Source organism: Bradyrhizobium sp. SRL28 (assembly GCF_018596315.1).
Classification (GTDB): Bacteria; Pseudomonadota; Alphaproteobacteria; order Rhizobiales; family Xanthobacteraceae; genus Bradyrhizobium.
Genome location: NZ_JAHEAG010000026.1, coordinates 59960 through 78265, shown reverse-complemented (window position 1 = coordinate 78265; position 18306 = coordinate 59960). Strand labels below are relative to the sequence as shown.

The following is an 18306-nucleotide window of genomic DNA, read 5'->3' as shown; positions in this document are numbered from 1 at the left end:
AAGTGACGGCACGGACTTCTGCCGGAGCACTTTAAATGAAAACATTTTTCAGGGCCGTCATCTGGATGGCGGCCGCCGTCGTAGGTCTTGGTGTTTGGAACGTGGCTCCTGACTTCCGACCGCTGGTCTCCGCGATTCTGGCGGCAGCATTCGTCTGTTACGTATTGTCTGTTATCGTTGAAGTCACAGTTAAGCGCGTCATATCGGACGAGCAGCTCGAGCTTCGCAGCCGTCTTGAAGTGCTCGATAAAAAGGTTACCGCAATCTTGCGGGAGGCGTTTGAACGACGCCACCCTCGATGACGATTTGAAGCAGTCCGCGGGATGGGTGGAGCGAACGCGCGCCCGACGTCGAGCGCAATTGCGCTCGCGCAGTGACGACGAGCGCAGCTGCGCTCGCGCAGAGATGACAGGCTCCGCGATACCCATCCTCTTCGATGTGATGGGTTTCGCTTTCGCTCTAACCATCCTGCGCGGTCGCTGGCGACATTCACTCAACAAGCAGGACGATCAGTCCGCCGCTGAGTGCGACCAGCCAGATTAGCGAGACCACGAAGGGGACATCGTGATGCGTCATGGCTCATCAGCCTGGCGAAAGGCCGCCGATCCTATGATCCAGTGGCCCCCCGGTTACAATCAATTGCAAAAATATTTCGTCTCCTGGACCCTGGAGGAGACACCCGCGGCGCGCGCCGCTTACCTTTACATATGATAAGATTCGAGAAGAAAAGGCAAACTTCGACCGAAGGTGAGACCAGGTCGACTATCTCCCAGCTCGCCACGAACATCGCCGCGATCAGCGGGCGATGACGAGATCGCTCAGGCCTGAGGAGCGGCGACGATTATTGAATCATTTCCCGGAGCGTCGCGGCAGCGCGTATTTGCATTGATGCTCCGTCGATCGCAGCTGCTGCCTCGATAAACCGGAGCTTCGATCTGCGAAAAAAATCACTCGCGTCAGTGCGTGAGTGGGAACCGCGCAATCTAGAGAAATTCTAGCAACCAACCATCGTACTCCGAAGAAGCCTGCGTTAGAGCGAGCACCAAGAATCATACCGGTCAAGCCGGCAGGCCTCGGGGTACAGTGTGACATCTACAGGGTTCCATTCGCTTTCCGCCACCCAACTTCAACTGATGCGAATGATCTGCCTCGGGGCAGTCAGCGGACTTGCTTCCTCGCTGCCGACTAACGTCGCGCTGGCGCAGTCATCGCTCCCTCCCGTCACCGTGGACGCACCGCAGGAGCGCGCGCGTCCATCCGCGGCCCAACCCTCCCGCCGCGCTGCGACCACGCGCGCCGCGCGCGTCAATCGCGCTGCCCGCGCGCCGCAAGCGGCGCCGGCTGCGGCACCATCGGGTGCCGGCGCCGGCGGTGAGCGCGCCAATGGTCCGGTGCGCGGATTCGTCGCGACCCGCAGCGGCACCGCGACCAAGACCGACACGCCGCTCATCGAAACCCCACAGTCGATTTCCGTCGTCACCACCGACCAGATCAAAAACCAGGGCGCGGAATCCGTCGGCGCCGCGCTGCGCTATACCGCTGGTGTCAGCGGCGACGTCAATGGCGGCTCCGACACGCGCTTCGGGGGCTTGCAGATCCGCGGTTTCGACATGACCATGCCGGGGCTCTATCTCGATGGCCTCCGGCTGCCCAGCAGCCAATACGTGCACTTCCTCGGCCTCGAGCCTTACGGCGCCGAGCGTCTCGAAGTGCTGAAGGGGCCGTCCTCGGTGATGTACGGCGGCAGCGGCACCGGCGGCATTCTCAACTATGTCAGCAAGCTGCCCACGGCCTACCAGTTCGGCGAGATGTCGGTGTCGGGCGGCAGCTTCAATCGCTACCAGGGCCAATTTGACGTTGGCGGTCCCGCCAACAAGGAAGGCACCGTGTTGTGGCGCCTGACCGGCGTCGTCCGCGATGGCGAAACTCAGGTCGATTTCACCAAGGACAACCGCGTTTTCATCGCACCGGCGGTGACGTTCAAGCCAAACGACGACACCACCATCACGCTGCTGGCCAACTATCAAAAGGAGACAACAGGCTGGGGCCTGCAATTCCTGCCGGCATCGGGCACGGCGTTTGCCAATAACGGCCGCTTCATCCGGAATACCTTTTTCGGCGGTGAGCCGAACTTCAATCAGTTCGACACCGAACAGGCATCGGTCGGCTACCTGCTCTCGCACGATATCAACGAAGCCATCACGTTTCGGCAGAACCTGCGCTATTCGTGGATGCACAACGAACAACGCAGCTTCTACGGCACCGGCTACGCATCGCTGGCCGACGAAGCCGCGGGCCTGATGTCGCGCTATGGCGCCGGCGGTGCATCGACCATCAACTCCTTCGCGGTCGATAACCAGCTCCAGGGCAAGTTCGTCACCGGCATCCTGAGCCACACCACGCTGTTCGGCATCGACTACCGCAACACCTCGTTCCGGGACGCCGCTTCAGGGTACAGCACCGGAAAGATCAACGTGTTTGCGCCTGTCTATACCAACACATGGACCAATGACGGCCCGTACGACGATAAGGGCATCAAGCAGTCGCAGATCGGGTTCTACGCACAGGACCAGATCAAGCTCGGCCGGCTCTCGTTGCTCTTGGGCGGCCGGCAGGATTTTGCCACGACCGATCTCGACAATCACCTCAACAGGACTTCCGCCACGACGGACGCTTCGGCATTCACCGGCCGCGCGGCGGTGATGTACAATTTCGACAACGGGATCGCGCCGTACTTCAGCTACGCCGAATCCTTCCTGCCCGTACTCAGCGTCAACGCCGCCGGCGAGCTCTTGAAGCCGGAAACCGGCGTCCAGTATGAAGTCGGCGTGAAGTATCAGCCGGTCGGGATCAATGCGCTGATCACGCTGGCGGCCTTCGATCTGACGCGGTCCAATGTCGTCACCTTTGGGGCGCCCCCGTTATACATTCCCGAACAGACCGGACAGGTGAAATCGCGCGGCATCGAACTCGAAGGTACCGCGACCCTGACGGAAGGTTTCAATGTCCGTGGCGCCTACTCCTACATCGATGCCGTCGTCACACAGGACCCCGTGAACGTCGGCAAGGCGCCGACCACGGTGCCGCTCAATCGATTCTCGCTGTGGACCGATTACACGCTGCAGGGTGGCCCGCTCGCCGGCGTGCAGATCGGTGGCGGCGTTCGCTATGTCGGCTCGACCTTCGGCGACGACGCGAACACCTTCAAGGTGTCGGCGTCGACGGCGGTCGACGCGCTGCTCGCCTACACCAAGGACAATTATCGCCTGGCGCTGAACGTCACCAATATCGCCGACACCCGCTATGTCGCGGCCTGCTACGGCTACACGAGCTGCTTCTATGCCGAAGGCCGCAAGGCGATCGCGAAATTGACCTATCGATGGTGAGCCGCTAGCACACTGCGACGTATGTTTTGATAATCAGGTAACCCCAACAGCACAGGCGAGGACCATGAGATCGATCTTCGGGCGACTGCATCGCTGGGCCGGACTTCTCACCGCCGGCTTTCTGTTCTTTTCGGGCATCACCGGCGCGATCATCTCGTGGGATCATGCGATCGACGATGCGCTGAACCAAGATCTGTTCGACGTGACCAGCAGCGGTCCCGCAATTCCCTCCATCGATCTCGTCAAGCTGATCGAGCAGCGCGATCCGCGCGCGCGCGTCGTCCACATGTTCATGACGCCGGAGAAAGATCATTCGCTGTGGTTCTTCGTGCTGCCGCGGATCGATCCCGCCACCGGCAAGCGATTTACCCTCGATTACAATCAGATCTTCCTCGATCCAAACACCGGCGCGGAACTCGGGCGGCGCTATTGGGGGGCGGTGTGGCCGGTGACGCGTGCCACCTTCGTCTCGTTCCTCTACAAGCTGCACTACACCATGCACATTCCGGAGTTCTGGGGCAGCGACCGCTGGGGCATGCGCGTGCTTGGCGTCATCGCCATCATCTGGACCATCGATTGCTTCGTCGGTTTTTATCTGACGCTGCCGTCCCGGCGCCGCGCCAGGGCGGAGCGAGCGCCTGCCGTTGAACGCGAACTCGGCCGTGGCTTCTGGGCGCGCTGGGCGCCGGCCTGGAAGATCAAGACCTCGGGCAGCACCTATCGAATCAATTTCGATATCCACCGCGCCTTCAGCCTGTGGACCTGGGCGCTGTTGTTCGTGATCGCCTTCACCGCGTTCTCGCTCAACCTGTATTTCGAGGTGTTCTCGCCGCTGATGAAGACGGTTTCGGACTATACGCCGACACCGTATGAGCAGCGTCCTTATCGGCATCTCGACGATCCGATCGAACCCAAGGTGACGTTTGCAGACATCGCCGCGCGTGCGGCGGCCGACGGCAAGAGCCGCGGATGGACCACGCCGGTCGGCTCGATCAATTATGGCCCGGCCCACGGCGTATATGCCGCGGCGTTCTTCCACCCCGGCGATGACCACGGGGCCGGCGGCGTCGGCCCGGCGCAGCTTTATTACGACAGCGAGGACGGCCGCCCGATCGGCCAGAGACTGCCGTGGATCGGCACCGCCGCCGATATCTTCGTGCAGGCGCAATTCCCCCTGCATTCCGGCCGTATCGTCGGGCTGCCCGGCCGCATCCTGATCTCGATCATGGGGCTGGTGGTTGCGGCGCTGTCGGTGACCGGCGTCGTGATCTGGTGGCGCAAGCGCCGGGCCCGTGTCCGGATACGCGAGACGGTCGCAACACGTTCGACAGGACACCTCGCGCCCGCAGAATAGCTCTGCCGAACAGCGCGTACGACGGGTAGAGCCAACGGGTCCGGCCTTCGGCCGGCCCGATGATAAACTCCGCGAAACCCATCAATCCGCGCGCGGAGGGGCGATGGGCATCGCCGCGCTCCACCCAATGTACGTGCGTGCTTTAATCGCAGTAGGCTGACCTGCCATAGTCGTCGACGCATCGTGCCCGCGCACGGTAGGGCACGGGCAGCGGCGGCCGCGGCGCATATTCCGGCGCATAGTCATATTCCTGCGCGTAGTAACGCTCCCGCGCGTAGTGACGCTCGGGATAGGCGGGCGCGCGGTCGACATAGACCGGCCGCGCGGCGTAGGGCGGTCCGTACTCGCCATAGACCGCTGCCGGTGCGCGGTATGCGGGGTCCACGTAAGAGGGCTGCCGATATCCGTAACCGGGTTCGGCGTAAGGCCGATGGACCGGTCCCGGACGCACGTAAACGTTGGCGGAAGGCGCGTAGATTCCGCCGGGCGCTACGTAGACAGATGACAGGTCGCTGGCCGCGCCGGCCGCCGAGTACAGGACGACAAAGGCCAGCGTGAGCGATGATCGGTACATGTGTGAAATCTCCAACAGCGCAGCCCCGCCAGCCAGCGTGGTTAATTTTCGCTAAACAATCCGCACGGTGCAATGATATTCTTCGCGAAGAAGTGTGCCATTTCTGGACTGTGCACATCTGCATCCGCATTGCGAGTTAAGGGCGCAGGCATTGTAATTCCTGCGGCGTAACGGCGTGGTTGCGAGCCAACGGGTCGGCGCAAAGCGCCGCCCGATGACAGGCTCCGCGAAGCAATCCATCTTTCCGCGCGCGAGGATAGATGGATTGCTTCGTCGCTTCAGCGCAAAATTGCTTTGCAATTTTGTCGCGAGCTCCCTTGCGCAAACGCTTCGCGTTTGTCGCAGGCAATGACGGCTGGAGATGCATATTCGAGGATCGTCGTCATGAACACCTTCACCATCCGAACGATGCGGCCGGATGAAATCTCGTTAGCTGTGGACTGGGCGGCGGCCGAAGGCTGGAATCCCGGCCTCGCCGATGCCGGCTGCTTTGCTTCCGTCGATTCGGAAGGATTTTTCATCGGCGAGCTCGACGGCAAGCCTGCCGCGACCGTTTCCTGCGTCAATTACGGTGCGAGGTTTTCCTTTCTCGGCTTTTACATCGTGCGAGCGGATTTGCGCGGCAGCGGCTACGGCTTGCGGATATGGAATGCGGCCATCGCGCATGCCGGCTCGCGCGTGATCGGGCTCGATGGCGTGACGGCGCAGCAGGACAATTATCGAAAGTCCGGCTTTCAGCTCGCTTACGCCAACGTCCGCTATGGCGGCACGGTTGTGGCGCCCGCCGCGCCGCGGGCTGATGTCATTGCGCTGTCCGATGTCCCGCTGGTTGATGTGGAGGCGGACGACGCCACCGTGTTTCCGGCGCCGCGATCTTTGTTCCTGCGGGCCTGGATTGGTTCGCCCGGCCATGTCGGTTGCGCGCTGATGCGCAATGGCCGGCTTGCCGGCTGGGGTGTGATCCGTCCGTGCCGGAAGGGTTTTAAGATTGGCCCGCTGGTGGCCGACGATCGCGCCACTGCCGAGGCGGTTTTATCGGCCTTGCTCGGCAGGGTGGGCGGCGGCGAGATTTTTCTGGACGTTCCAGGCATCAATCGCGAGGCGATCGCGCTGGCGCAGGATTTTGGGCTCGCGCCGGTGTTCGAGACGGCGCGCATGTATACCGGCGCGATTCCGCCGCTGCGGCTGCAGCGGGTGTTTGGCGTCACCAGTTTTGAGCTGGGGTAGGTTCCCCCGATCGATCAGGGCACATGCACAACCGGTTCCCAGGGAACGGGCAGCGGACTCGCTTGTTAACGCCGATGGATCGTTTCTGGCTACATATCATCTGCGCGAGCCTCCTGCTGCTCGTGACTGCGTTTGCGCTGGGAACGCCTGGATTGAAATCGGAAGGTCCGCCAGAGAAAGCACTTTTACTGCGGGTCGCGGCCCGATGACGCGGCTGATGGCTCTAATGTTGATGCCTGCAGGAGCAATAAGGGACTAAACGCCGCCGAGAGAAGTTCTCACTTCGGCGCTCGCAGACCGGGAGACGTAAGCCATTGCTCCATGTGGGCAGCTGCTTCAGCGTGTCGCGCTCTGCGGAGAAGCCGTTCGCGCTCAATGCCGGGCGGGGTGCCTCTCGCCTCTTTTCGCAGGAGCTCCGCGTGATCGGTCAAACGTTGATCCAGTGGCGAGGTTTGTTTTACACGGCGTCGCTGCACGGCTCTACTCCACATGCGAGAAGGCGGGAGCGCTGGCAGCGCTCTCGTCACCGATAGCTGTCATGGGGCAGTGCGGTGATGATGGAGCCTAGGCTCCCCCGGGATGGGAAGTCAGTTCACTAGTGCACACAGAGCGCCTGCGGCTGGCGGAGTATGTAGGATGGGTGGAGCGAAGCGATACCCATCAACAGGCTGCCAACGGCTTGAAATGATGGGTATCAACAGGCTGCCAACAGCATGAAATGATGGGTATCGCTTCGCTCCACCCATCCTACGGGGGCTACGGGTTCGTGCCGCCGGCGGCGTCAGCCCGCCGCGATACCGCGAATATTTCCCAGCTCACCATGAACATAGCGGCGATCAACGGGCCGATGACAAAACCGTTGAGGCCAAACACCTCGATGCCACCCAGCGTGGAGATCAGCACCACATAGTCCGGCAGCTTGGAGCCTTTGCCGACCAGGAAGGGACGCAGCAGATTGTCCACCAGTCCGATGACGAGCACGCCATACAGGATCAATCCGATGCCCTGCCAGATGGCGCCGGTCGCCAGGAAGTAGATCGCGACCGGAAGCCAGACCAGCGTGGCGCCGATCGCAGGGATCAGCGACAGGAACGCCATCAGCACGCCCCAGAGCAGGGCTGCGTGGATTCCGAGGAACCAGAACGCGATGCCGCCGAGCGTGCCTTGCACCATCGCGACGAGGATGCCGCCCTTCACGGTCGCGCGAACGACGTCGGCGAAGCGGGCGAACAGCGCCGCCTTCTGCTCGCCGCGCAGCGGAATGGCCTCCTTGATCCGTTCGGCCAGCGCCCGGCCGTCACGCAACAGGAAGAATAACAAATAAAGCATGATGCCGAGGCCGATCATGAAGTCGAACGTGTTCACCCCGATGCTCAGCGCCTGCGGGGCGAGAACCTGCCCGCCCTTCATGAGCCCGGAAGCGAGCTTTTCGCGCAGCGCCGAAAAGTCGGCGAGGTTGATCCGCTCGAGCAATCCGGTGGCCCAGACCGGCAGAGCGTCGAATATCCGCTGCAGGTAACTGCCGAAATTGTACTCTCCCGACTGGATCTTCCCGAAAAGGCTCGAGGCTTCCTGCGCCAGCGAAGCCGCGATCATCGCCAGCGGCAGGATGACCATGGCGATGATGATCAGAACGGTGACCGCGGCCGCGAGGCTTGGTCTGCCCTGCATCGATTGCAGCAGCCTGCGATAGACCGGTGCGAAAAGCACCGCCACGACGATCGCCCAGAGAACGGCGCCATAGAACGGGTATAGCACCCAGGCGAACGCCAGCGTGACGGCGACAAGCAGCAGCAGGAAACCTTGATGTTCGATCCTTTGCACGGCGGTCTCGCTTTCCCAGCTTTCGGATTGGGCCCGGTTGTAGTGGATCGGGGGCGCCGAAAACAGGAAAGTTTTGCGCAGCTTGCCGCCTTCGCTTTACCTATGGCTCATTTCACCGTGACCTATTTCACCAGGATCTGGCCGACCATGCCGGCCTCGCGATGGCCGGGGATCAGGCACGCATATTCGAACGTGCCGGCGTGAGTAAACTTCCAGAGGATCTCGGCCGATTTCTTCGGCGCCAGCCGAACGCCGTTCGGTTCGTCATGCTCCATATGCGGGTTCTCCATCATCGCCTTGGCGTGTTTCAGATTTTCTGCCGTGGTGGCGAGCAGGAATTCGTGATCGTCGGCGCCGGTGTTGCGGATCACAAAGCGGATTTGTTCGCCGCGCTTCACCTCGATGCGGGCGGGCGCATAGGCCATCTCGTTCATCCCGACCTCGATGGTGCGGGAAGGCTTTTTGGGATCGCCGGGCTCGCCCGCCGCATAGCTTTGGTGGGCGTGCTGTTCATGGCTGTGCGCTGGAGGCGGCAGGGCTGAAAGCGCCAGCAGGATTGTCACGATGGTTTTCATTCGATGTTCCTTCGCATGCTTTTTGCGAAATGCGCCTGCGCAATGGCGCGAGACGCCGCAAACTGCGCAGACTTGATTGAATTCTCTGACGGACCACGGGCACGCGTGCGCGCTCACGGCGCGGCTGCCCGCCAGGTCAGGCGATGGGAGGGCGGTAGAGCAGAGGGGGCGCCTTGCCCGGCAGGCGCTGAAAATTTTCGGCAACGCAGAGCGAGATCGGCTGCACGGGTTTTGCGAGGGCGGGCGGATCGACCGCGATCGCCGAAACGCACAGCATGGCGCAGCACGGTGCCGGCGAACCCTTGTCGTCGTGCTGATGCTTGGCGTGCTCTTGCTTGGCGTGGCCGGCATCGGCGCGATGCATCTCATGCTCATCCGCTTGCATTGCATGATGCTGGTGCGAGGCCGCGTGCTGCGGCTGAACACCCTCATGCACATGCGCGGCGGCAGCCATCCCGGACTGATGCACGAGGCACGACGCGGCATCACCAACCGCCAGCGCAACACCCGGCGCGAGCACGCAAAACAGATAGAGCAGGGCAACAAACCACCCCGCCTTGGCGCGCACCGGCCTCGTCAAGCGAACGAACATGGCGGCAAACTAATGCCGTCAGCCGATTCAGCCAAGGCACCGAGGGAGGCTGCCCCATCACAACTGCATGCCCAATATCGCGGCAATGTGGCTTGACGTTAGGCGATTTGCCCCCGAAGTTGCGTCGGCCGTGGCAATTTCTTCTGAGCTCACCCGAGATTCCGACCTGTTCGTTCCCGATTCGCGCCGGGCATGGCTCCGGCTTGCCGTGGCCGTGCTGATAGGCTCGCTCGGCAGCGTCGGCATGTGGTCGGTGGTGGTCGCATTGCCCGTGGTGCAGACCGAGTTCGCCGCGAGCCGCGGCACCGCCTCGCTGGCGTTCACGATGATCATGCTCGGATTCGGCTCTGGTGCGGTGCTGACCGGCAAGATCACCGACCGCTACGGCATCGTCACCGCCATCGGGCTCGGCATCGGCATTTTGGGCTTAGGCTATATCGTCGCGGGAATGTCGTCCTCGATCTGGCAATTCATCCTGGTGCATTTCGCGATCGGGCTGTCCTCGTCGGCCACGTTCGGGCCGTTGATGGCGGAAGCCTCGCACTGGTTCGACCGCTACCGCGGGCTCGCGGTAGCCGTTGCCGCCAGCGGCAATTACATCGGCGGCGCGATCTGGCCGCCGCTGATCAACCACGGCATCGAGACCATGGGCTGGCGCACCACCCACATTGCGATCGGCATCTTCACGGCGGTGGCGATGACGCTGGCGCTGATCGGCTTGCGGATGCTGATGGGGGCGGGGGCGCAGCGCAACCATGAAAACGCGGCACCGCCGCGCGTGGACCTGCGCCTCTCCACCAACGCGCTGACGGTGATCCTGTCGCTCGCGGCGATTGCCTGCTGCGTGGCGATGTCGATGCCGCAGGTTCATATCGTCGCCTATTGCAGCGATCTCGGCTATGGCGTGGCGCGCGGCGCCGAAATGCTGTCGCTGATGCTGGGTTTTGGGATCATCAGCCGCATCGGCTCGGGCTTCCTCGCCGACAAGATCGGCGGCATCCGCACGCTCCTGATCGGCTCGGTGGCGCAGGGCACGGCGCTATTGTTCTATCTGTTCTTTGACGGCCTGACTTCGCTCTACATCGTCTCCGCGATGTTCGGCCTGTTCCAGGGCGGCATCGTGCCGAGCTACGCGATCATCGTGCGCGAGGCGATGCCGGCCTCCGAGGCCGCGACACGCGTGGGCATCGTGATCTTCGCTTCCGTGTTCGGCATGTCGTTCGGTGGCTGGGTCTCGGGCGCGATCTTCGACGCCACCGGCTCCTACAGCGCGGCGTTCGCCAACGGACTGGCGTGGAATGCGCTCAACATCGCGATCATGCTGCTGCTGTTGATGCGCGCCCGACAGCGGCTGGCGATGGCTTAGACCGCCTGTCCCGCCTTCAGCAGCGAACATCCCGTGATCTTCAGACTGCCATCCGGCTGCTGCTCCAGCGTGTACATCGCTTCCCAGGCTTCGCCATTGTCGTCGACGATGTGGACGCGCTGGGCGATCCGGCCTTGGGCCGCGCGCGCCTCGCCGAATTCAAAACTCTTGTGGCGATAGACCGGCGGATAGGCTTGCTGGACCATCTGCATGAAGATGTCGGCTTGCGGGAAGAGCTGTTTGATCTCGGGGGCCGCATGCGAATAGGCCGCTGCCGCATCATCACGGCCGAATGCCTGCTCCTGCGCGCGGATCACGCTTTGCGCGGCGGCGACGTCGTCGGCGAATGCGGGCGTGGCGAGGCCGAACAGAAACACGAAAAGCAGGACGATGGCGCGCATGGGTTTGCTCCGTTGTCGACACCCACAGATACGTTTTACATCGCGGCCGGTTTCCTGTCCGTGGTATTCTCATGACAAATTGGCCGAATTGCCTGGCGCGGCGACGAGCAAGGCAAAGCGGCTAGCGGACATGGGTGTGCGACCCTCGGCAGGGTGAAGTTCGGTGCCCCGCCGTTTAAGTCGCCGGCCTGCTGTTGGATTCAGATTCACCGCCCCTGAAACACCGCGGCGCGCCGCTCGATGAAGGACTGAATGCCCTCGCGCGCGTCGGCGCTGTTCAGCACGCGTTCGCGCACGGCCGGAATATGGGCGATGGCCGCCTTCTCGCCGTGCTCGACATATTTCAGGGCCGCTTCCTTGGTGACCTGAATACCGAGCGGCGCATTTTGCGCAATGATCGCGGCGAGCGCCATCGCGCGCTCGACCTGCTGGCCCGCCGGCACCACCTCCTGAACCAGCCCGATTTCGCGAGCGCGCAAAGCCGTGAATTCATCGCACAGGAACAGATGATACATCGCGTTGCCCCAGCCGGTGCGCGACAGGAAACGGAAATGCGCGCCGCCGAGCGGCGCGATGCCGCGCTTGGCTTCCATCTGGCAGAAGCGCGCGTCATCGGCGGCCACGACGATGTCGCCCGCCAGCATCAGTTCGATGCCGACGGTGAAGACGATGCCCTGCACGGCGGTGACGATCGGCTTCTTGCAGCGCTTGCCGAGGCCGAACACATCGACATTGCCTTCTCTGATATTCCGCTTCTCGGCGGTGGGGCCGAAGAATTTCGGCATGTCGAGACCGGCCGTGAAATCCTTGCCCTCGGCGCAGATGACGCCGACCCAAAGGCTCTCGTTGTCGTGGAGTTCGGTCAAGGCGTCCGACAATTGCTCCATCATCGCCGGCGAGAACGCGTTCTTCTTGGCAGGGTTGTCGATGATGATCTTGAAAATGCGATCGTGGGTTTCGGTGCGGATTTTGCCTTCGGCGCTCATGGTCTTTCCTCTCGGTGTGTTCTGGAATGGCGGTGCGCGTATCAGCTATCGCTCGTATTTGACGGCTAGCGCGGTGCGGATCGCAGCAGTGCGTTCCGGCGAAAAGTGCGATGCGCCGTGTTCGAGCAGGTCAAGGAACGACAGCACGCCGCCGCGCGAGCCCCAGCTGCCTTCCTCGATGATGCGGAAATTGATCCACCAGGCCGGCGACGGCGCCTTCATCCCGCAGGCGTCCGCCAGCGCCGCATGGATGTTGCGGATGACGGTGGCGCGATCCTCGCGCGTCCAGCAGCAGTCCATCGCGACGACATCGATCACCATGACGTCGCTTGGCTTGTCCGAAAGCAGTTCTCCGCCGTGCGCGATCATGTCGAGCGGCCGCTCGGAAAAATGCACCTGATAGCCGCGGCGCGCCTCGGGCGCGAGCTTGCCGACCTCCGGAACGAGCACGGCATCCGTCAGCGTCTTCGCCAATACGCGCCGCTGATCGACATTCAAGCGCCCTTGCGGGGTCATCACGTAGATAACGGTCATCGTGCATCCTCCTGCCGGCTCACGCGGGCGACTATGACGAGTGGCATAGTCCAGATCAGGCTGGCTATGTCAAGCGTCATATTCTACAATGACGCGATTCAAAGAGGGAGTTCCGATGCCGTCCGATACCCGCGCAAAAATGGTGGCAGGCGCCGCCGACCTGATGAGCCGGCGTGGCGTCAACGCCACCAGTATGCGCGACGTGGTTCGCCACACCGGCACGCCGCGCGGCTCGATCGGCCATCATTTTCCGCGCGGCAAGCAGCAGCTGATCGAGGACGCGCTTGTCTTTGCAGGCAGGCAGGTCAGCGGACCGCTCAGGCACCTGACGCAGGAGCATGGCGCGATCAGCGGGCTCCGCGCCTTCATCGCGCTGTGGCGTCAAACGCTGGAGCGATCAAAATTCCAGGCCGGCTGTCCGGTGCTCGCGGTCGCGGTCGAGCAGTATGTCAACGATGCGACCGAAAAAGACGGCGAGCCGGACGAAGCTGCGCAAAAGCGTCTGCTCGATCTGGCGGAAGGCGTGTTCGCCGACTGGCAAGCCATCATGATCGCGGCGATGCGGCGCGAAGGCGTGGCGGCGGCCCGCGCGCGGCGGCTTGCAGCGCTGGTCGTCGCCTCGCTGGAAGGCACGGTCGCCATGTGTCGGGCCGCACGCAGCATCCAGGCGCTCGAAGATGTCAGGCTGGAGCTGGAACTGGTGCTTTCTGGCGCGCTGGCGAAATAGGCCGAGATGCATCAGCTTCGAGTGGCGATGTCAGACATCCAACGGAGCGGATCTGGCGAGATTGAGCGGTTTGAGGCGATGTAGTCAATCTCGCCGCGCGTGATGCCAATGTCCTCAAGTTCGAAGTCCGTCAGGCGACACAACTCGGTTCGCAGCTTCTCGCGTTTGCGCCACTCCTGAAATGCATACCAATATGCTTCGAGAGGACTGTAGACCTGCCGCTTTGCGGTTGCCGGTCCCAGTTCGGTGGACCCCTGAATCGTGCTCATTGCGGTGTGTCCTGTCTGGACTTCCTGATCAGACAAAGTTGCCGCAAGATGCGCCGACGCGCTTAACTGGTGGCTTACATTTCCCTTACCGGCAGCTTATTCTTCGTGCTCCGGGCGCCTTAGAGGTGACCCAGAAGGAATGGCAACTTGCGCTATCTCTTCGAGGATTACACGCTTGACACCGAAAAGCGTGAACTGCACCGCGGGGCGGATGCGGTGTCAATCACACCGCAGGCTTTTGACCTGCTCGATTACTTGATTCGAAACAGGGAGCGCGTCGTCAGCAAAGACGACCTCATCATTGCCGTTTGGAATGGACGCATTGTATCTGATGCTGCGTTGACGACCCGCCTGAACGCCGCCCGGAATGCGATCGGCGATTCCGGCGAAGAGCAGCGCCTTCTCAAGACAATGGCGCGAAAGGGCTTCCGCTTTGTCGGGCAAGTGCAGGAAGCGCGAGGCGGCGCAGCGCCCGACAACTGGGCAGAACCGCCGAAAGGCCCTCTGACGCTGCCCACCAGACCTTCAGTCGCCGTGCTTCCCTTCGCCAACCTGAGCCTGGATCCAGAGCAGGAGTATTTTGCCGACGGCATCGTGGAGGACATCACGATGGCGCTGTCGCGCTTTCACTGGCTCTTTGTGATCGCACGCAATTCGAGCTTCACCTACAAAGGCCGAAGTGTGGACGTCAGGCAGGTCGGCCGCGAGCTTGGGGTGCGCTACATACTCGAAGGCAGCGTGCGCAAGGCAGGAAATCGCCTGCGCATCGCGGGACAGCTTATTGATGCCGAAACTGGAGCGCATCTCTGGGCAGACCGCTTTGAAGGTCCGATCGAGGATATGTTCGATCTGCAGGACAATCTAACGTCCAGCGTCGTAGGCGCAATCGCCCCGAAGCTGCAGCATGAGGAGATCAGACGGGCAAGGCGCAAGCCGACCGAAAGTCTGGATGCGTACGACCACTACCTGCGCGGGCTGGCGAAAGCGCGTTGGGCTAACAACGCGAACAGCGAAGCGCTGCAGCTTTTTTGCAGGGCGATCGAGCTCGACCCTCGTCTGGCTTGTGCCTATGGCATGGCCGCCTGGTGCTATGTTCGGCGCAAGGCGAATGGTTGGATCAACGATCCAGTGAGTGAAAGTGCGGAAGGCACGCGGCTGGCCCGGAAGGCTGTGGAGCTGGGGACAGATGATCCATTTGCACTATCTGTGGGTGGATATGCACTCGCCTTTATAGCCCATGAGTTCGACGACGCAGCGGCTTTCATGGATCGGGCTTTGGCTGGCAATCCCAACTTCGCGCAAGCTTGGGCCACCAGTGCCTGGTTGAGAGTTTGGAGAGGAGAGCCGGACCTCGCACTCGAGCACTCTGCGCAGGCCATGCGACTTAGTCCGCTCGACCCATCCATGTACTACGAGACGCAGGGAGCCATGGCGTATGCGCATTTTCTGGCGGGCCGCTATGACGCGGCGGTGTCATGCGCTGAGAGTGCATTGCGCGGTCCCACGAATTTCTTGCTCTTAACCTGTATTTCTGCAGCCAGCAACACACTCGCAGGGCGGCAAGAGCCGGCGGAACGAGCCGTCCTGCAAGCACTCGAACGCAATCCCGATCTGCATGCCAACCTAAGGAATCTGGCACCATTTCGTCGGGAGGAGGACTTCGCCACCTTCGCCAAGGGTCTCCGCGATGCGGGCCTTCCTGATTGATTGTAATGCCGCATGCCCCAAGGGAGACTTGCGGTTTCTGATATCCGTTTCGGGGGCGCCGGAAGGAACGGGGTTATCAGCCGGCCGCCGCCAGCACCTGCCGCATCTCCGCAGGCGTAGCAGGCTCCGCGCTGTGCTCGCGCACCAGGCGCACGGCCTCTTCGACGAGTTCGAGATTGGTCGCGGTCGTCCCGAGCGGCGCATCCTCGAGGCCGACGCGAATATGGCCGCCGCGTGCGATCGTCTCGGCGAATAGCGGGCGGAGATCGGCGCTGACGCCCGCAATCATCCAGGGCGCACCGGGCGCTTCCTCCTCCAGCAGCGCATGGTAGGCAGCAAGCGCATATGGCTTTGGTGGAAGGCCGACCGCGACCAGATTGCAGAACATCAGACGATAGATCGGCGATTTGACGCCGGCCGCGCGCGCCAGCGCTGCGCCGGCACGCAAAAAGCCGGGCTCGTAGATCGCAAAATCTGTGTGTAGGCTGTGACGCGCGGCGAAATCGAGCACATACCGGATCTGGGATTCAGGATTCATGTAGGTGCCGCCGGGCTGCGTGGCTGCCGTGATTTTTGTCAGGCTCAAATTAACGCTGCCGGGGTCGATGACGGCAAAATCCAGTAGGCCGCGCGCGGCAAGTTCTTTGATGTCGGCAAAGCGCGCTGCGGCGTCGGCGAGCGGGCTGCTGTCGCTGCCTGTGGTTATGAAAGCCGGATAGGAGGGATAGACCGGCACATCGACCTGGTTACGAATACCCTCGATGATGCGGGCATAGACCTGCCAGTCGTAGATCTGCGGGCCGCCATCATACGCATGGACGTGGACGATGGTGGCGCCGGCGCGCGTGCAGGCGACGCCCTCGGCGATGATGGTCTCAACGGTATCGGGAATGCCGGGTTGGAGCGCGCGGCCCCACGAGCCGTTCAATGCTGCCTCGATCCAGACCTTGCGCATGCCATTACTCTCCTGAAAATTTGGGCCTTCCATCCATGGGCCGTGTTCTCATAGACGAGCTATATACAATTATTGGGGCCAAGCAGACACGCGCCTACGCCACGCCTCAAGGGAAACGGCTGTCCATTCAGAAGAACTCACGATGCCAGCGCGGTTAGAAGCATCCGTGCGAGGTCGGCGCTGAGATAAGGCTTCGGCAGCAGCAGCACGCCAGCATCGAGACGGCCATGATGTATAAGGGCATTCTCAGCATAACCCGAGGTATAAAGCACTTTGAGCTCCGGCCGTCTTTTGACTGCCTCAGTCGCGAGCTGGCGGCCATTCACTCCCCCGGGGAGCATTACGTCAGTGAACAGCAGGTCAATGCGTTCGGGTCCATCGATGAGTGCCAGCGCCGCGGCAGCATTGCCGGCGGCGAGCGTTTGGAATCCGAAACGGCTGATTTGCGCCACGACGTATTCGCGGACCAGCGGGTCGTCCTCGACAATCAAGATAGACTGTTCGCCATGTTCGCCCGCATATCCGCCAGTCGCGCCGGCGGGCTCCTCCGGGCCGCCGCTCGTGGCCTGCGGCAGGTATAGCTTCACGCTCGTGCCGTGGCCCTGTTCGCTGTAGATCTTGATATGTCCATTCGACTGTTTAACGAAGCCATACACCATGCTGAGGCCGAGCCCCGATCCTTTGCCGGCCTCCTTGGTGGTAAAGAATGGTTCAAACACCTTTTCGAGCAGGTTGTTCGGGATTCCATCCCCGGTGTCACTCACCGCAATCATGACGTAGTTGCCCGGTCTGACCTCGCTGTTCAGGCTGGCGTAACTCTCATCGAGCACCACGTTCTTTGTTTCTAACGTCAGCTTACCGCCGTTAGGCATGGCGTCACGCGCATTCAGGGCGAGGTTCAGCATCGCAGTCGTGAGCTGGCTGGGATCAATCAGCGCCGGTGCGGAATCGTGCGCCAGCATCGATTCGATTTCGATGTGCTCGCCGAGGGTCGGCCGCAGCAGACTCGCAGCCTCGATCACCAACGCGTTGACGTCGGTATTGCGAGGCTGCAGCGGCTGTCGACGGGAGAAGGCCAACAAATGTTTCGTCAGCTCCGCCCCCCTCGCTGCGGCTCCGCTAATCAGATTGGTGATCTGAACGAGATGTGGACGATCCTTGACAGCATCGCTGAGGATTTCGATGGTCCCGGTAATCACAGTCAGAATGTTGTTGAAGTCGTGCGCCACGCCACCGGTGAGCTGGCCGATGGCTTCCATCTTCTGCGCCTGCTGGACCTGGGATTCGGTGGCCTCTTTCTCCTCAAAGCGCTTGACCATGGCTTCTGCCTCGCGGCGTTGCCTGACTTCCTCCTCAAGTGCGGCATAGGCATTCGCAAGCTGAATGCGCGTGGGCAGCACCAGGATCCGCGGCAGCGCCAGCAGTAGGGCTGCCGTGACCGGCACCGAGATCAGCGCCAGGAAAGCTTTGGTCAGGGCCTCGATTTCATAGGCCGGCACCCAAAGGGTGTAGATCGACAGCAGGCGGGTCACTCCGCAGACCGCGACGAAGATCGCGAAGATCAAGAATACGCCCCGGAACATAAGCTCACGATGGCGCCGCCACACGAAGTACGCGAGGACGAACGCCGTAGCAAAGAAGGCGGTGGCGACCATCGCGTCGGAAACGGCATTCAGCCAGATCAATTCCGGCTTCCACAGCAGGCACGCGCCGTGCTCGGTGAGCTTCGACATCTGGAAAAGCTCCAAGAAGCGGCTGCACGCGCGCAGCCGCAAGCCTCCGATCGCTCCGTCGGACGACGGAAACTATTCAGCTTTTTTGCCACCCAC

General features: G+C 62.0%; 18 protein-coding genes. 8 read left to right on the top strand and 10 right to left on the bottom strand.

The window, feature by feature from the left end; genetic code table 11:
- Window positions 1-35: 35 nt before the first annotated feature.
- From KIP88_RS33125 to fsrB, 3 genes are all read left to right on the top strand, one after another.
- Window positions 36-302: a hypothetical protein gene (locus tag KIP88_RS33125; RefSeq protein WP_214492358.1), complete on the top strand. Its 267-nt coding sequence runs from the start codon at window positions 36-38 to the stop codon at window positions 300-302.
- Window positions 303-1391: 1089 nt separating this feature from the next.
- On the top strand, window positions 1392-3386 hold the full coding sequence (locus KIP88_RS33120) for a TonB-dependent siderophore receptor (RefSeq protein WP_214492379.1): 1995 nt from the start codon (window positions 1392-1394) through the stop codon (window positions 3384-3386).
- 64 nt (window positions 3387-3450) lie between these two features.
- On the top strand, window positions 3451-4740 hold the full coding sequence (gene fsrB, locus KIP88_RS33115) for a siderophore utilization protein FsrB (protein WP_214492357.1): 1290 nt from the start codon (window positions 3451-3453) through the stop codon (window positions 4738-4740).
- A gap of 142 nt (window positions 4741-4882) precedes the next feature.
- Here the strand turns inward: fsrB and KIP88_RS33110 are convergent, their stop codons facing one another.
- Window positions 4883-5314 (bottom strand): hypothetical protein, encoded by a 432-nt coding sequence (locus KIP88_RS33110; RefSeq protein ID WP_214492356.1) that lies wholly within the window; start codon window positions 5312-5314, stop codon window positions 4883-4885.
- Window positions 5315-5698: 384 nt separating this feature from the next.
- Between KIP88_RS33110 and KIP88_RS33105 the strand changes: the two genes are divergently transcribed.
- The gene (locus KIP88_RS33105) at window positions 5699-6541 is read left to right on the top strand and encodes a GNAT family N-acetyltransferase (RefSeq protein WP_214492355.1); all 843 of its coding nucleotides are present in this window, start codon (window positions 5699-5701) and stop codon (window positions 6539-6541) included.
- 756 nt (window positions 6542-7297) lie between these two features.
- Here KIP88_RS33105 and KIP88_RS33100 read toward each other — a convergent pair.
- The 3 genes from KIP88_RS33100 to KIP88_RS46750 form a co-directional block, all read right to left on the bottom strand.
- On the bottom strand, window positions 7298-8365 hold the full coding sequence (locus KIP88_RS33100) for an AI-2E family transporter (RefSeq protein WP_214492354.1): 1068 nt from the start codon (window positions 8363-8365) through the stop codon (window positions 7298-7300).
- Window positions 8366-8487: 122 nt separating this feature from the next.
- A complete protein-coding gene (locus KIP88_RS33095) occupies window positions 8488-8940 on the bottom strand; it encodes a plastocyanin/azurin family copper-binding protein (protein ID WP_214492353.1) in 453 nt (150 codons plus the stop codon).
- Between the two features lie 136 nt (window positions 8941-9076).
- Window positions 9077-9304, bottom strand: a complete 228-nt coding sequence (locus KIP88_RS46750; RefSeq protein ID WP_249791182.1) for a hypothetical protein — start codon at window positions 9302-9304, stop codon at window positions 9077-9079.
- Here KIP88_RS46750 and KIP88_RS46745 point away from each other — a divergent pair.
- Both KIP88_RS46745 and KIP88_RS33085 read left to right on the top strand, forming a co-directional pair.
- Complete coding sequence (locus KIP88_RS46745; RefSeq protein ID WP_249791181.1) at window positions 9299-9628, top strand: hypothetical protein; 330 nt, start codon at window positions 9299-9301, stop codon at window positions 9626-9628. The genes KIP88_RS46750 and KIP88_RS46745 overlap by 6 nt on opposite strands.
- 34 nt (window positions 9629-9662) lie before the next feature.
- Window positions 9663-10898 carry an MFS transporter gene (locus KIP88_RS33085; RefSeq protein WP_308163688.1) on the top strand — a complete coding sequence of 412 codons (1236 nt, stop codon included), beginning with the start codon at window positions 9663-9665 and terminating at the stop codon, window positions 10896-10898.
- Here the strand turns inward: KIP88_RS33085 and KIP88_RS33080 are convergent.
- The 3 genes from KIP88_RS33080 to KIP88_RS33070 form a co-directional block, all read right to left on the bottom strand.
- On the bottom strand, window positions 10895-11299 hold the full coding sequence (locus KIP88_RS33080) for a DUF4864 domain-containing protein (RefSeq protein ID WP_214492350.1): 405 nt from the start codon (window positions 11297-11299) through the stop codon (window positions 10895-10897). The genes KIP88_RS33085 and KIP88_RS33080 overlap by 4 nt on opposite strands.
- 206 nt (window positions 11300-11505) lie before the next feature.
- Window positions 11506-12285 carry a crotonase/enoyl-CoA hydratase family protein gene (locus KIP88_RS33075; protein ID WP_214492349.1) on the bottom strand — a complete coding sequence of 260 codons (780 nt, stop codon included), beginning with the start codon at window positions 12283-12285 and terminating at the stop codon, window positions 11506-11508.
- 45 nt (window positions 12286-12330) lie between these two features.
- Entirely contained in the window at window positions 12331-12819 is a 489-nt protein-coding gene (locus tag KIP88_RS33070) for a tautomerase enzyme (RefSeq protein WP_214492348.1), read from the bottom strand.
- A gap of 115 nt (window positions 12820-12934) precedes the next feature.
- On the opposite strand from KIP88_RS33070, the gene KIP88_RS33065 reads away from it, so the two are divergent.
- Complete coding sequence (locus KIP88_RS33065; RefSeq protein WP_214492347.1) at window positions 12935-13546, top strand: TetR/AcrR family transcriptional regulator; 612 nt, start codon at window positions 12935-12937, stop codon at window positions 13544-13546.
- An 11-nt stretch (window positions 13547-13557) separates the two neighbouring features.
- Here KIP88_RS33065 and KIP88_RS33060 read toward each other — a convergent pair whose 3' ends face one another.
- Entirely contained in the window at window positions 13558-13815 is a 258-nt protein-coding gene (locus KIP88_RS33060; RefSeq protein WP_214492346.1) for a DUF1127 domain-containing protein, read from the bottom strand.
- A gap of 147 nt (window positions 13816-13962) precedes the next feature.
- On the opposite strand from KIP88_RS33060, the gene KIP88_RS33055 reads away from it, so the two are divergent.
- Window positions 13963-15522 (top strand): winged helix-turn-helix domain-containing protein, encoded by a 1560-nt coding sequence (locus tag KIP88_RS33055; RefSeq protein ID WP_214492345.1) that lies wholly within the window; start codon window positions 13963-13965, stop codon window positions 15520-15522.
- 76 nt (window positions 15523-15598) lie between these two features.
- Here the strand turns inward: KIP88_RS33055 and KIP88_RS33050 are convergent, their stop codons facing one another.
- Entirely contained in the window at window positions 15599-16477 is an 879-nt protein-coding gene (locus KIP88_RS33050; protein ID WP_214492344.1) for a 3-keto-5-aminohexanoate cleavage protein, read from the bottom strand.
- 137 nt (window positions 16478-16614) lie between these two features.
- Window positions 16615-18210, bottom strand: a complete 1596-nt coding sequence (locus tag KIP88_RS33045) for an ATP-binding protein (protein WP_214492343.1) — start codon at window positions 18208-18210, stop codon at window positions 16615-16617.
- Window positions 18211-18306: the final 96 nt, after the last annotated feature.